Origin of the sequence: Micromonospora sp. WMMA2032, assembly GCF_002688545.1 — a bacterium.
Lineage (GTDB): Bacteria > Actinomycetota > Actinomycetes > Mycobacteriales > Micromonosporaceae > Micromonospora > Micromonospora sediminicola.
Window position 1 is genome coordinate 3,291,293 of the sequence record NZ_CP024052.1, and the last position, 14,110, is coordinate 3,305,402.

General features: G+C 74.8%; 9 protein-coding genes. 4 read left to right on the plus strand and 5 right to left on the minus strand.

Annotated elements, in window-relative coordinates:
- Positions 1–38: 38 nt before the first annotated feature.
- The gene (locus CO540_RS14850) at positions 39–2,027 is read right to left on the minus strand and encodes an acetoacetate--CoA ligase (protein ID WP_099162510.1); all 1,989 of its coding nucleotides are present in this window, start codon (positions 2,025–2,027) and stop codon (positions 39–41) included.
- Between the two features lie 317 nt (positions 2,028–2,344).
- Complete coding sequence (locus tag CO540_RS14855) at positions 2,345–2,860, minus strand: acyl-CoA thioesterase (RefSeq protein WP_099162511.1); 516 nt, start codon at positions 2,858–2,860, stop codon at positions 2,345–2,347.
- Between the two features lie 23 nt (positions 2,861–2,883).
- On the opposite strand from CO540_RS14855, the gene CO540_RS14860 reads away from it, so the two are divergent.
- Positions 2,884–3,534, plus strand: a complete 651-nt coding sequence (locus tag CO540_RS14860; RefSeq protein WP_099162512.1) for a hypothetical protein — start codon at positions 2,884–2,886, stop codon at positions 3,532–3,534.
- Positions 3,535–3,591: 57 nt separating this feature from the next.
- On the opposite strand, the gene CO540_RS14865 is transcribed toward CO540_RS14860, so the two are convergent.
- Positions 3,592–4,755 (minus strand): acyl-CoA dehydrogenase family protein, encoded by a 1,164-nt coding sequence (locus CO540_RS14865; protein ID WP_091581810.1) that lies wholly within the window; start codon positions 4,753–4,755, stop codon positions 3,592–3,594.
- Positions 4,756–5,001: 246 nt separating this feature from the next.
- Here CO540_RS14865 and CO540_RS14870 point away from each other — a divergent pair, with 246 nt between their 5' ends.
- Positions 5,002–6,429 carry a UDP-glucose/GDP-mannose dehydrogenase family protein gene (locus tag CO540_RS14870; protein WP_091581814.1) on the plus strand — a complete coding sequence of 476 codons (1,428 nt, stop codon included), beginning with the start codon at positions 5,002–5,004 and terminating at the stop codon, positions 6,427–6,429.
- A gap of 162 nt (positions 6,430–6,591) precedes the next feature.
- On the plus strand, positions 6,592–11,505 hold the full coding sequence (locus CO540_RS14875) for an SCO7613 C-terminal domain-containing membrane protein (RefSeq protein ID WP_099162513.1): 4,914 nt from the start codon (positions 6,592–6,594) through the stop codon (positions 11,503–11,505).
- 76 nt (positions 11,506–11,581) lie between these two features.
- Here the strand turns inward: CO540_RS14875 and purE are convergent, their stop codons facing one another.
- Both purE and CO540_RS14885 read right to left on the minus strand, forming a co-directional pair.
- The gene (gene purE, locus CO540_RS14880) at positions 11,582–12,073 is read right to left on the minus strand and encodes a 5-(carboxyamino)imidazole ribonucleotide mutase (protein WP_099164771.1); all 492 of its coding nucleotides are present in this window, start codon (positions 12,071–12,073) and stop codon (positions 11,582–11,584) included.
- A gap of 110 nt (positions 12,074–12,183) precedes the next feature.
- On the minus strand, positions 12,184–13,344 hold the full coding sequence (locus tag CO540_RS14885; RefSeq protein WP_099162514.1) for a 5-(carboxyamino)imidazole ribonucleotide synthase: 1,161 nt from the start codon (positions 13,342–13,344) through the stop codon (positions 12,184–12,186).
- A 112-nt stretch (positions 13,345–13,456) separates the two neighbouring features.
- Here CO540_RS14885 and CO540_RS14890 point away from each other — a divergent pair, with 112 nt between their 5' ends.
- On the plus strand, positions 13,457–14,107 hold the full coding sequence (locus CO540_RS14890) for a pyridoxal 5'-phosphate synthase (RefSeq protein WP_099162515.1): 651 nt from the start codon (positions 13,457–13,459) through the stop codon (positions 14,105–14,107).
- The last annotated feature ends 3 nt before the right edge of the window (positions 14,108–14,110 follow it).

Below are 14,110 nucleotides of genomic sequence, written 5' to 3' on the forward strand. Positions count from 1 at the left end.
GGGGCGGAAAGTGCAAGATCAGCGGGGCGGGGGCGGGGTCAGGCTGGGGTGGGGTGGTCGGAGCCGGCGCGGCGTTGGGCCAGGGTGGCGAAGGCGGTCAGGGACTCGGGGTTGGCCAGGGCGCCCTTGGCCGCGGCCGAGTCGACCGGGGTGCCGGTCAGGATCTTCTTGACCGGGACCTCCAGCTTCTTCGCGCTCAACGTTCTCGGCACGGCCCGGACCTGGTGGATCTCGTCCGGCACGTGCCGGGGTGACAGCGCGGTCCGCAGCTCCCGGCAGATCGTCTTCCGCATCGCGTCGTCGAGTTCCAGGCCGTCGGCGAGCACCACGAACAGCAGCAGCTCACCGGCGCCGCCCTCGTCGTCCTCCAGGTGCACCACCACCGAGTCGACCACCTCGTCGAGCCCCTCCACCACGGAGTAGAACTCGGCCGTGCCCAGGCGGACCCCGCCCCGGTTGAGGGTGGCGTCGGAGCGGCCGGTGATCACGCAGCCGCCGCGCTCGTTCACCGTGATCCAGTCGCCGTGCCGCCAGACGCCGGGATAGACCTCGAAGTACGCCTCCCGGTAGCGGGCGCCGTCCGGATCGTTCCAGAACCCGACCGGCATGCTCGGCATCGGCTCGGTGATCACCAGCTCGCCGAGCTGGCCGATCACCGCAGAGCCGTCGGCCGCGCGGGCCTCCACCTTCGCGCCGAGCGCCCGGCAGGCGATCTCCCCCGCGTGCACCGGCAGCAGCGGCACGCCGCCCACGAAACCGGTGCAGACGTCGGTGCCGCCGGAGAGCGACTGGAGCTGGAGGCGGTCGCCCACGTTCTCGTACACCCAGGTGAAGCCCTCGGCCGGCAGCGGCGCGCCGGTCGAGCCGAGGCCGCGCAGCGCGGACAGATCGGCGATCTCCCGGGGCACCAGCCCCGCCTTGCGGCAGGCCAGCAGGAACGGGGCCGAGGTGCCGAAGTAGGTGGTGCCGGTCTCCGCCGCCATCCGCCACAGCGCGCCCAGGTCGGGGTGGCCCGGGTTGCCGTCGAAGAGCACGATCGCCGCGCCCACCGCCGGCCCGGAGACCAGGAAGTTCCACATCATCCAGCCGGTGGTGGTGAACCAGAGGAACCGGTCGGACGGGCCCAGGTCGTGGTGCAGCGCCAGCATCTTCAGGTGTTCGAGCAGGATGCCGCCGTGGCCGTGCACGATCGGCTTGGGCAGGCCGGTGGTGCCGGAGGAGTAGAGCACGTAGAGCGGGTGGTCGAAGGCGACCGGGGTGAAGGTCAGCGGCTCGTCGGTTTCCGCCGCCAGCTCCGCCCAGGCCAGGGCGCCCGCCGGGATCTCGCCGGCCGGATCGAGGTACGGGACGGCGACGGTGTGCCGCAGCGACGGCAGCGCGGCCCGGATCGCGGCCACCTCGGCGCGCCGGTCGACCGGCTTGTCGCCGTAGCGGTAGCCGTCCACCGCGACCAGCACCGTGGGCTCGATCTGCTGCCACCGGTCGGTGACGCTGCGGGTGCCGAACTCGGGTGCGCAGGAGGAGAAGATCGCCCCCAGGCTGGCGGTGGCGAGCAGCAGGACGTACGTCTCCGGGATGTTCGGCGCGTACGCGGCCACCCGGTCGCCCGGGCCGACGCCGAGCCGGCGCAGGCCGGCCGCCACCCGACGGACCCGCTCGCGCAGCTCGGCCGCGGTGAGCGTCTCCGGGGCGCGGGTCTGCCCGTGCGCGATCACCGCCGGGTCGTCGTCGCCGAGGCCCGGCATGCGCAGCACGTTCTCGGCGTAGTTGAGCGTGGCGCCGGGGAACCAGCGGGCGCCGGGCATGGCCCGCCCGGCGAGCGTGGCGGTCGGCGGGGTGTGCGCGACCACCTGGAAGTAGTCCCAGATCGAGCCCCAGAACCCGTCCAGGTCGGTCACCGACCACTGCCACAGCGCGTCGTAGTCGGCGAACTCCAGCCCACGGTGCTCGGCCAGCCAGCGCAGGTAGTCACCGATCCGGGACCGTTCGCGTACGTCGGCCGGCGGCGTCCACAGCACGTCAGACACGTTCCACCCTCCCTGAGGCCCGTCACGACACTGTGCATGGGCCGTGGCGCCATCTTGCCCTACCTCGTGCCGCCATTCTCCGCACCGGGTGGCGGTTCCGGGGCGTGCCCACCCCACACCCCGAACCCCCCACCCATGTGGGCCGCGTGCAAGGAAGGGCCCCTTCTTAACGCCTCGTGCATGTGAAGGGGCCCCGCTTAACACCTCGCGCCCTGCGGGAGAGCATCGGCGGTGGCGGGCAGCGCCGGCACGCGCCGGATGTTAAGCGGGGCCCCCTCCTCTACCGCAGGCGTTAACAAGGGGCCCTTCCTTGCACGTCAGCCGGCGCGGTGGGCCTGGATGGCGCGGCGGCGGGCCAGGCGGTGGGCGCGCCGGATCTCCGCCTCCCGGAAGCGGCGTTCGTCGTCGGGCGTCTCGGGCAGCACCGGGCGGACCCGCCGGGGCGCGCCACCGACGTCCACCCCCACGAAGACCAGGTACGCGGTGGCGACCCGCACCGGCTCGTCCTCGGCCGAGTCCCAGCGCTCGGCGACCACCCGCACCCCGACCTCCATCGAGGTGTTGCCGGTCCAGTTGACCTGCGCGTGCGCGTGCACCAGGTCGCCCACCCGGACCGGCTCGGAGAAGACGATCTCGTCGATGGAGGCGGTGACCGCGGTGCCGCCGCTGTGCCGGGCCGCCGCCGCGCCGGCCACGTCGTCGACGAACTTCATCAGTACCCCACCGTGCACGCTGCCGTACAGATTGACATCGACAGCGGTCATGATGCGACTGAGCGTGACGCGGGAGTACGAGGTCGGCTTACCCGCCGGCACCGCGGGATGATCTGTCATGCCGGAAACGGTACGGTGCGCGGATGCGACATCTCTGGAGCTTCCTCGCCGGGTTGGTGGTGGCGCCCGTCACCTGGGTGCTCGTCACCCTCGGTCAGGACGGATCTGGGCGGACCGTCAACCGCTGGGTGGAGATCGGTACGTACAGCACACCGAACCTGATCGAGCCGGCCGTCTATCTGGGCGTCGCCGGCGTCCTGCTCGGCCTGCTCGGCACGCTGCGTTTCTCGCCGCTCGGCCCGCTCGTGGCGGGCCTGCTGCTCGCCGCCCCGTACGTCGGGTTGTTCGTCGCGCCCTTCTCCGTGCGGGACCGGGTGCCCGACGACCTGAAAGTGCTCGGCGACCCGCTGCCGCTGCGCCAGCCGCTGGAGAACGGCACGCTGTTCCTCATCGGCCTGCTGCTGCTGATGGCCGTGTTCAGCGCCCAGCGGTGGCGGCGACCCGTGGCGGCCGAGGCGGAGCTGACCCCGGCCGTCACACCGGTCGAGCACGGGCCCACGCTCACCGACTGGCCGCCGGCCGGCGCGCCGAAGGACCCGGACACGGCCCCGCTCACGCTGGCCTACCCGGAAACCCCCACCGATCCCCTGCCCCGCCGCACCGGCGGCGAGTCGCCGTGGTCCGCGCCGCCGCGCGGCGCCGCCCGGCCGGAGGGCACCAGCGAGAGCCGTTGACCAGTGCGGGCGGGCCGGGTCACCCCGGCCCGCCCGCCCGAACGTCGACGCCGGCGCTCAGCCCTTGAGCAGCTGCCGGGCCATGACGATGCGCTGCACCTGGTTGGTGCCCTCGTAGATCTGCGTGATCTTGGCGTCCCGCATCATCCGCTCGACCGGGTAGTCGCGGGTGTAGCCGTAGCCGCCGAGCAGCTGGACCGCGTCGGTGGTGATCTCCATGGCGGCGTCCGAGGCGAAGCACTTGGCGGCCGCGCCGAAGTAGGTCAGGTCCGCGTCGCCGCGCTCCGACTTGCCGGCCGCCGCGTACGTGAGCTGCCGGGCCGCCTCCAGCTTCATGCCCATGTCGGCGAGCATGAACTGGATGCCCTGGAACTCGGCGACCGCCTTGCCGAACTGCTTGCGCTCCTGGACGTAGCCCTTGGCGTAGTCCAGCGCACCCTGGGCGATGCCGATCGCCTGGGCGGCGATGGTGACCCGGGTGTGGTCCAGCGTCTGCATGGCGGTGGCGAAGCCGGTGCCCTCCGCGCCGATCATCCGGTCGGCCGGGATCCGGACGTTGTCGAAGTAGACCTCGCGGGTCGGCGAGCCCTTGATGCCGAGCTTCTTCTCCGGCGCGCCGAAGCTGACCCCCGGGTCGGACTTCTCCACCACGAAGGCCGAGATGCCCCGGGACCGAGCTGTGGGATCGGTCACAGCGAAGACGGTGTAGTACTCGGAGACGCCCGCGTTGGTGATCCACCGCTTCACGCCGTTGAGCACCCAGTGGTCGCCGTCGCGGACCGCCTTGGTGGTCATCGACGCGGCGTCGCTGCCCGCCTCCGGCTCGGAGAGGCAGTAGGAGAACATCGCGTCGCCCGAGGCGACCGGAGTGAGGTACTTCCGCTTCAGCTCCTCGGAGCCGGCCAGCAGCAGCGGCATGGTGCCCAGCTTGTTGACCGCCGGGATCAGTGACGACGAGGCGCAGGCCCGGGCCACTTCCTCGATCACGATGGCCGTGGCCAGCGCGTCCGCGCCGGCGCCGCCGTACTCGACCGGGACGTGCGGGGCGTGGAAGTCGGCGGCGCGCAGGGCGTCGTAGGACGCCTTGGGGAACTCACCTGTCTCATCCGCCTCGGCGGCGTGCGGAGCCACCTTCGCCGCACAGACCTCACGGACCGCCTCCCGGATCGCCTCGTGCTCCTCCGGCAACCGGTAGACGTCGAACGACTGCTCTGCGGCCATGTCGGCCCTCCCCTTTCACCGCTATCATGCGCAGTCTGTGCCGCCCGGAAGCTGCCGACTGCCGCAAACTGAAGGATAACCACCGGCTACGGCCGAACCTTACCGGCGGGTAGGCTCGCGCCCGAGCGTCGTCCACCCGACCCACTACCCTCACACCAGACATCAGTCCCCTCGGCGCCCGGCCTAGGCGCCCCCAGCAGAATGCGACGCGAGGAAGCGCCGCCAGTGCGAGCGGAGAAGACAGGCGTGACGATCCCGTACCCGAACTCCCAGCCGACGCCCGCCATCGCCGCGGTGACGCCGCCGTCCGGCGCCGCCCGGCCCCGGGTCACCTTCCTCGGCACCGGCTACCTCGGCGCGACGTACGCCATCTGTTACGCCGAGCTGGGCTACGAGGTGCTCGGCTTCGACGTAGACGCGGACAAGATCGCGAAGCTGAACGCGGGCGAGGTGCCGATCCACGAGCCCGGCCTCGACGAGCTGCTGCGGCGCAACCTGGCCGCCGGCCGGCTGCGGTTCAGCACCGACATCCAGGAGACCGCCGACTTCGGCGACGTGCACTTCATCTGCGTCGGCACCCCGCAGCGGGCCGACGGCATGGGCGCCGACCTGTCCTACGTCGAGGCGTCGGTGACCGGCCTCGCCCAGCACCTGACCCGCAAGGCGCTGATCGTCGGCAAGTCCACCGTGCCGGTGGGCACCGCCGAGTGGGTGGAGCAGCTGGTCGGCAAGCACAGCCCGACCGACCTCGGGGTCGAGGTGGCGTGGAGCCCCGAGTTCCTCCAGGAGGGCTTCGCCGTCGACGACGTGCTGCGCCCCAACCGGATCGTGGTCGGCGTCAAGAGCGAGTGGGCCAACGGCATGCTCTTCGCCGCCCACAAGGGCGTCTTCGACCTGGCCGCCACCGAGGACCGCGAGGTGCCCCTGGTGGTCACCGACTTCGCCACCGCCGAGCTGGTCAAGGTCGCCGCGAACGCGTTCCTGGCCACCAAGATCTCGTTCATCAACGCGATGGCCGAGGTCTGCGAGGCGGCCGGCGGCGACGTCACGCAGCTCGCCCGCTCCATCGGCTACGACCCGCGGATCGGCAACCGGTTCCTCCAGGCCGGGCTCGGCTTCGGCGGCGCCTGCCTGCCCAAGGACATCCGGGCGTTCCAGGCCCGCGCCCAGGAGCTGGGCGCCGGCGAGGCGCTGCGCTTCCTGCACGAGGTCGACCTGATCAACCTGCGCCGCCGTACCCGGGTGGTGCAGCTCGCCGCCGAGCTGCTCGGCCGCCGCTCCGGCCCGGCCGGTCCGGACCTCTCCGGCACCCGGATCGCGGTGCTCGGCGCCACCTTCAAGCCCAACACCGACGACGTACGCGACGCCCCCGCCCTCGCGGTGGCCGCGCTGCTCGGCAAGGCCGGCGCCGACGTGCACGTCTTCGACCCGCAGGGGATCGAGAACGCGCGCCGCGCCGTGCCGGAGCTGACCTACGAGGAGAACATGACCGACGCCGTCCGCGGCGCCGACCTGGTCTGTGTGCTCACCGAGTGGGCCGAGTTCCGCAACGCCGACCCGGTCGCGCTGGGCGAGCTGGCCAACGGCCGCCGGGTGGTCGACGGGCGCAACTGCCTGGACTCGACACTGTGGACGCAGGCCGGGTGGGAGTACCGCGGCATGGGTCGCCCCTGACCCGTCGACGTCGGGCCGGCCGGCCGGGGATCGCATCCCCGACCGGCCGGTCCTTTTTTGTTGTCCGGAACGCGCCGGCAACTGTCGAAATCCCGGCCCGCTCAGGGCATGCTGCCTCTGGGAGGTCCACAGTGCGGGGGCGCGGGCGAACGGGAGACTGACGTGGAGAGCTTCAGGTGCGCCTCGTGCGGGCGGGAGATCAAGCCCGCCGTCGTCTGCCCCCACTGCGGCGCGGAACAGCCCCAGTGGACCGAGCACCTGGCCGACATCGAGCGGTCGATCGCCGAGATGAAGGCGCGCGACGCCGAGATCGCCCGTGAGCAGCGGCAGATCGCGGCCAAGATGCAGGCCGCCCTCTTCCAGCGCGACATCCTGGCGCACGCCGGGGAGGAGCGGATCAAGCAGGCCACCCGTCCCCGCCGGGTGCTCCGCCGGCGGCCCGGACGCCGCCCGCCCACGGCCGCCACCGGCGCGCCGCCCCGGGTGCCCCGGCAGGGCACCCCGCCGCCCGGGCCGGACGACCTCCCTCCGTCGCCACCCCGCGGCCGCCCCCAGTGGCTCGACGCGGACGACCCGGAGCATCCGCCGGAGGCGTCGTCACGCGAGGTGCAGAACATCCCGCTCGGGCTGGGCGCGCTGCTGCTCGGCGTCGCGGCGGTGGTCTTCGCCGCGGTCGCCACCAGCTCGATGGACGCGTTGGCGCGGCTCGGCGTGCTGCTGGTCGCGACCGTGCTGATGCTGCTCGCCCCGCCGGTGCTGGCCCGGCGCGGGCTCACCTCGACCGCCGAGACCATCGCGGCGGTCGGGTTGCTGCTGGTGCCGCTGGCCGGGTACGCGCTCTGGGCCGTGGACCGGATCGGCGGCGGCACCTCGGGCGCCGCGTTCGCCGGGTCGATCTTCCTGGTCACCACCGTCGTCGCCTTCGGCTACGCGTACGGCACGGGCCTGCGCGCGCCCCGGTTCGCCACCGTGCTGGCCGCCCAGCCGGTGCTGCCGCTGCTGGCGTACGAGCGGATCACCGGCCCGGCCGGGTGGGCGTTGGTGCTCACCGTGGTGGCCGTGCTGGACCTGGCCCTGGCCCGCTCGGTGGTGGTGCGCGAACGGCCGGTCCGGCAGGACCTGCCCCCCACCGAGCCGCCGACACCCGCCGCACCCCGGCAGCGCGCCGACGAGGACCGGCCGGAGTCGGCGCCGGAGGAGGCCGGTGAGGTGCTCGGCGGCGAGTCGCCCGCCGGGCCCGCCGCCGCCGCGCCGGCCCGTCCGGTGCCGTGGCTGCGGGAGCTGACCTGGCTGCTGCACGGGGCCGCGGTCGCGGTCGCCCTGGCGTACGCGGTCACCGCCCTGCTCCGCGCCGCCACCGTGCCGACCGCCGCCGGCGCCGGCGCGGTGCTGCTGCTCGCCGCGCTGGTCGCGCTGGCCGGGACGCTGGTGCTGCGCCGGCCGCCGTTGCCCGACGTGGGCGCCGGCATCCTCACCCTCGCGGTCATCGGCGCGCTCGGCCGGGTCGCCTCGGTGGCCCTGCCCGGGCGTTCGCTGCTGCTGATCGCCGCGGTCATCGCGCTCACCGGGCTCGCCGTCCGGGCCGTACCGGAGGCGGCCCGCCGGGGTCCGCAGCTGGCGTCCGCGGTCGCGCTCACGGTCAGCGGCCTGGTGGTCGCCGGCGGCGCGCTGCGCGCCGGGCTGGCCCCGGTCCGGGCGGCGCTGCCCGCCTGGTCGGCCGACCTCGGCGGGTGGCACGCCGAGCTGGCCCGCGCGGTCGGACCGACCGGCTGGCAGCTCGCCGCCGCCGCGCTGCTGCTCACCGTCGCCGCCGTGGTCGCGCTGCCGCCGGAGATCCGCCGGGAGTTCGCGGTGGTCGGCGCGGCGCTCACCGCGCTGGCGGTGCCGGCCTCGCTCGGCCTGGGCTGGGCCGCGGCCTGCTGGCCGATGCTGCTCACCGCCGTCGCGATCGGGGTGCTCGGGCTCACCGCCGGCACCGAGCGCGCCGCCGTGGCGCACGCGGTGACCGCTGCCGGGCTCGGCCTGGTCGGGGCCGGGGCCGCGCTCGCCCGCCCCGCGCTCACCGCCGCCGCGCTGACGCTGCTCTTCCTGGCCGGGGCGCTGGTGTCGCTCGCCCCGCGGGTCCGCCTGGCCGCCGCCGCGACGGACCGGGTCTGCGCCTGGGCGGCCGGCGGCGCGGCGTTCGCCCTGCCCGGCGCGGTGGCCGCGTTCGTCGCCGCCACCGTGCCGACCCCGCCGGCGCCCACCCCGGCGAACCTCCGCGAGATCACCGTCCCGATCCTCGCCGCGAGCTTCCTCGCGGTCTGCGTGACGCTCGGCTACGCCGCCCTGGTCCAGGTGGCGCAGCGGCAGCTGAGCATGCCGCACGCGCTCGGCACCGTGCTCGGCGCGGTCGCCGTCGCCGCCGCCGGATTCGGCGCGCCCGGCGCCACCTCGGCGGACGCCTGGGTGGGTGGCCTGCTGCTGATCTCGGCCGCGCTGCTGGCGCTGGCCCCGCGGATCGACGCCGGCCGCCGCGCCGACATGTCGCTCGACGGCTCGGACCTGGCCCTGGCCGCGATCACGGTGGCGCTGGTGGCCACGCTGGCCCGGATCGCCGCGGTCCTCGCGCCGGGCGGTCAGCTCGTGGTGGCCGCCGCGCTGGTGCTGCTGGTGGCGGTCGCCGCCCGGGCGCTGCCGGAGGAGTGGCGGCGCGGTCCGATCCTCGGCATCGCCGCCGGGGGCACGCTGATCGGCCTGATCGCCGCCTGGAGCGCGCTGCGCGGCGGGCTCGGTGTCCTGGCCACCCCCGGCCCGATCTGGGCCGGTGACCTGAGCGGCTGGCCGGCGGCGCCGACCGGCGGGTCCACCTGGCAGGCGCCGGTCGCGCTGGCGCTGCTCGCGGTCACCGCCGCCATCCTCCTGCCACCGCCCTGGAAGTACGACGTGTCGGGCGCGGCCGCGGTGCTCGCCACGGTGGGTGCGCCGGCCGCGTTCGACCTGCCCTGGTGGTCGCCGGTGCTGGTGGGCGCCATGGTGGCCACCGTCTTCGGGATGGCCGCCGCGGCCGCGGCGGACCCGCGGGCCGCGCTGTCCCGGGCCACCGTGGCCGGCGTGGTGGCGTTGCACGCGGCCGGCGCCGGGCTGGTCCGCCCCTGGACCACCGCGCTGGCGCTGGGCAGCATCGCGTTGATCGGGGTGACGGTGGCCGCGCTGGCCCGCACGCTCGCGCCGACGCTGGTGGAGGACATCCGCGCCGAGGGTATGCCCCCGCATCTGGTGCAGGTGGGCGGTGCGGGCGCCGGGGCGGCGCTGCTGGCCCTTCCCGGCGCGGTGGCCGCCCTGTCCGCCGAGTTCGGCCGCCCGCCGCAGGTGGTCCTCACCTCCGCCCTGGCCGCCGCCAGCATCGGCCTGGCCGTGGTCGCGGCGGTACGCCGGCAGGTGCCGCAGTACCTTCCGTACGCCAGCGTCGCCGTGGTCGGCGCGGCCACCGTGACCGCGGCGGCCGCTCTGCTCGTCCGCCTGCCCGCCGGTGTGTTCGCCGCCGCCGCGGCGCTGCTCGGGGTGCTCGCCGAACTGGTCCGGGCGGCCACCGTCCCGCCGGTCGGCTCGGCCCGCCCGGTGCGCCGCTGGTCCGTGCTGTTCGACGGGGCGCTGCGCCGGGACCCGGGCGACCGCACGGAGCTGCGCTGGCGGGTCAGCCCGGCGGCCGGGGCGCTCGCCGCGGCGGCGCTGCCCACCGCGCTGGCCCTGGCCACGCTGGCGCCGTCGCTGGTGGTGGCGTTGTTCTCGCCGTTCGCGGCGCTGGGCCGGGTGTGGCAGGGGCCGCCGCCGGAGCTGCTCACCCCGCCGCCGGACGCCGTGGACCCCACCCATGTGCTCACCGCGCTGCTGCTCACCGCCACGGCGGCGCTGGCCGCGACCGGGTTCAGCGGCGGTCGCCGGTCCCGGGCGGTGCCGGTGGTCCTGCCCGGGGCCGCCCTCACCCTGCTGATCACGCCGGTGGCGCTGGGGCGGGGCTGGCCGGTGACCACGCTGGCCGCGCTGGCCGTCTTCACCATCTCCATGCTCGGGCTGGCGCTGACCCCACCGCCGCCGTTGGTGGAGCCGGCCCGGTCGATCCGGGTCGCCCGGGTGCTGGTCTTCGCGATCGGGCTCGCCGCCGGGGGCGCGGGGCTCTGCGGCAGCCTCGCCACCCGCGACCTGACCCTGTTCACGCTGGGCGGCGCCGTCGGCGTGGGCATCGTGGCCGCGCTGTTCGGCACCACCCAGCGGGCCCGCATCCTCGGGTGGTTGTTCGGCTCGCTGATGGCCCAGCTCTTCGCGCTCACGCTCGGGCTGGTGGTGGGGCTCGCCGCGGTCTGGTCCGCCTTCGGGGTGCTCGCGGTCGGCGCCGCGTTGCAGGTCTTCGCCGCCACGCTGCCCCGGTTGCGCCGGCCGGAGGCGTACCGGGAGGCGGCCACCGTCGAGTGGAGCGGTTACGGGGCGGCCCTCATCGCGCTGGCGCTGGCGTACGACTCACCCCGGCACATCGCCGCGCTGCTGGCCGCGTGGGGCGCGGTGCTCGGGGTGGCGGCCAGCCGTCCGGGCCGCCGTCCGATGGAGCGCAACCTGCTGTTCTGGGCGGTGGTGGCCTGCGAGATCAGCGCCTGGTGGATCCTGATGCGGGTGGCCGACGTGGCGCTCCCGGAGGCGTACACGCTGCCGTTCGCCGCGCTCGCGTTGCTGGTCGGGGTGCTGCAGCTGCGTCACCGGCCCGACCTGTCGAGCTGGGTGGCGTACGGACCGGCCCTGGTGACCGCGTTCCTGCCGACGCTGGCGATCGTGATCGCGACCGACTCCAGCATGCTGCGTCAGGTGCTGCTGCTGCTCGGCGCCGTGGCGGTGCTGATCTTCGGTTCGACGAGCCGGCAGCAGGCGCCGGTGATCGTGGGCGCGACGGTCACCGCGATCGCCGCGGTGCACGCGTTGTTCAGTCTCGGCCCATGGCTGGTGCTGATCCCGGTCGGCATCGTCCTACTGGTGCTGGGCGCGAGCAACGAGCGTCGCCGGCGGGCCCAGGAGCGCCTGCAGACAGCGCTGCGCGGCATGCGCTGACCTTGCCGCCTGTGCGCGGCGACGAACGGTCACCGACGGCGACACCCGCAGCGTTACGCAGATCGACAGCGCCGCATCACGCCAGCGACGCGCGCAGCGCGGCTTCCTTCTCGGCGACCAGGTCCTCCAGGCTCGCCTGGTAGGCGGCCATCCGGTCCCGCAACGCCGGGTCGGAGGCGCCGAGGATCCGGACGGCGAGCAGGCCGGCGTTGCGGGCATTGCCGATCGACACCGTGGCGACCGGTACGCCGGCCGGCATCTGCACGATGGACAGCAGCGAGTCCATCCCGTCCAGGTACTTCAGCGGCACCGGCACACCGATCACCGGCAGCGGGGTGACCGAGGCGACCATGCCGGGCAGGTGCGCCGCCCCACCCGCGCCCGCGATGATCACGCGGACGCCGCGATCGGCGGCGGACCGGCCGTACTCGATCATCTTGAGCGGGGTGCGGTGCGCCGAGACCACGCCCACCTCGTACGGCACGCCGAACTCGTCGAGCGCCTCGGCGGCGGCCCGCATGGTCGGCCAGTCCGAGTCACTGCCCATGATCAGCCCGACGGCGCTCATGCCGTGCTGGCTGGGCATGCCCTCACGGCCCTCGCTCCGCTCGGTGCGTTCGCTCATGCCGTGCTGGCTGGGCATGCCCTCACGGCCCTCGCTCCGCTCGGTGCGTTCGCTCATGCGCGTCCTTCCTGGAGCCAGCGGGCGGCCCGCGCGGCCCGGGCCCGTACGTCGGCCAGGTCGGTGCCGAGCACCGTGACGTGACCGATCTTGCGGCCCGGACGGACCTGCTTGCCGTAGAGGTGGACCTTGGCGCCGGGCTCGGCGGCGAACAGGTGGTGCAGCCGCTCGTCGATCGAGATCCCGCCCGGCTCCCCGCCGAGCACGTTCGCCATCACCACGACCGGCGCGGCGAGCGAGGTGTCCCCCATCGGATAGTCGAGCACCGCCCGCAGGTGCTGCTCGAACTGCGAGGTCCGGGCGCCCTCGATGGTCCAGTGCCCCGAGTTGTGCGGGCGCATGGCCAGCTCGTTGACGACCAGACCGGTGGGCGTGTCGAACAGCTCCACCGCGAGCAGCCCGACCACGCCGAGCGCGGTGGCCAGGTCGATGGCGAGCTGCTGCGCCGCGACCGCCCGCTCCTCCGGCAGGTCGGGCGCGGGCGCCAGCACCTCGACGCAGATGCCGTCGCGCTGCACCGTCTCCACCACCGGGTACGCGGCCACCTGGCCGAAGGGCGACCGGGCGACCTGCACGGCCAGCTCTCGTCGCAGCGCCACCCGCTCCTCGACCAGCAGCGGGGTGCCGCCGGCGAGCAGTGTCGCGGCCAGCTCGGCGGCCCGGTCGGCGTCGTCCACCATCCAGACGCCGCGCCCGTCGTAGCCGCCCCGGGCGGCCTTGAGCACCACCGGCCACCCGGTCTCCTGGCCGAAGGTCACCAGGTCCGCCGGCGACTCCACCGGACGCCAGGCCGGGTTGGGCGCGCCCAGCTCGCCGAGGCGCTCCCGCATCACCCGCTTGTCCTGCGCGTGCACCAGCGCCTCGGCCGGCGGGAACAGCTTCACGCCCTCGTCGGTCAGCGCGCGGATGTGGTCGTTCGGCACGTGCTCGTGGTCGAACGTGACCACGTCGCACCCCTTGGCGAACGTGCGCAGGGCGGTCAGGTCGGTGTGGTCGCCGTACTGGACGTCGGCGGCGACCAGCGCCGCGCCGTCGTCGGGAGCGAGCGCCAGCACGCGCAGCGACTGACCGAGGGCGATGGCGGCCTGGTGGGTCATCCGGGCCAACTGGCCGCCACCCACCATGCCCACGACGGGGAGTCCGGTCCGGGAGTCCATAGCGCCGCCAGCCTAACCGGGCCGGGGACACCCCCGGCCGCTGGGCCCGTCCCCGTCCCACGGCCGGGAAACGGGACGGCGACCGGCTCCGGGGCGGGGCACCATGATCCGCATGACGACTCGCCGGATGCTCCGCGCGCTGCCCGTACTGGCCCACGACATGCCGTCCTTCGACCCGTCCGACGTGCCGGCCGAACCCACCGCCCTCTTCGCCGACTGGCTCGCCGCCGCGGTCGACGCCGGGGTCGACGAGCCGCACGCGATGACCGTCTCGACGGTCGACGCCGACGGCGCGCCCGACGCCCGGGTGCTCATCCTCAAGGATCTCGACTCCGCGGGCTGGCACTTCGCCAGCAGCTCGGCCAGCGCGAAGGGACGCCAGCTGGCGCGGAACCCGCGCATCGCGCTCAGCTTCCACTGGCGGGAGCAGGGGCGCCAGGTCCGGGTGCGCGGCACCGCCCGACCGGCCGACCCGGCCGTGTCCCGGCAGGACTTCCTGGCCCGGCCGGAGGGCTCCCGGATCGCCACCCTGGCCGGCCGACAGAGCACCGTCCTCACCGACCGGGCGGAGCTGGACCGGGAGCTGGCCGAGGTCCGCGCCCGCCTCGCCGGCGATCCCGACCTGGTCGCCGACACGCACACCGTCTACGTGGTGGCGCCGGAGACGGTCGAGTTCTGGCAGGCCGACCGGGAGCGCCGGCACGTCCGGCTGCGCTACCGCCGGGGCGCAGCCGGCTGGGCGCGGGAGCAGCTCTGGCCGTGACGG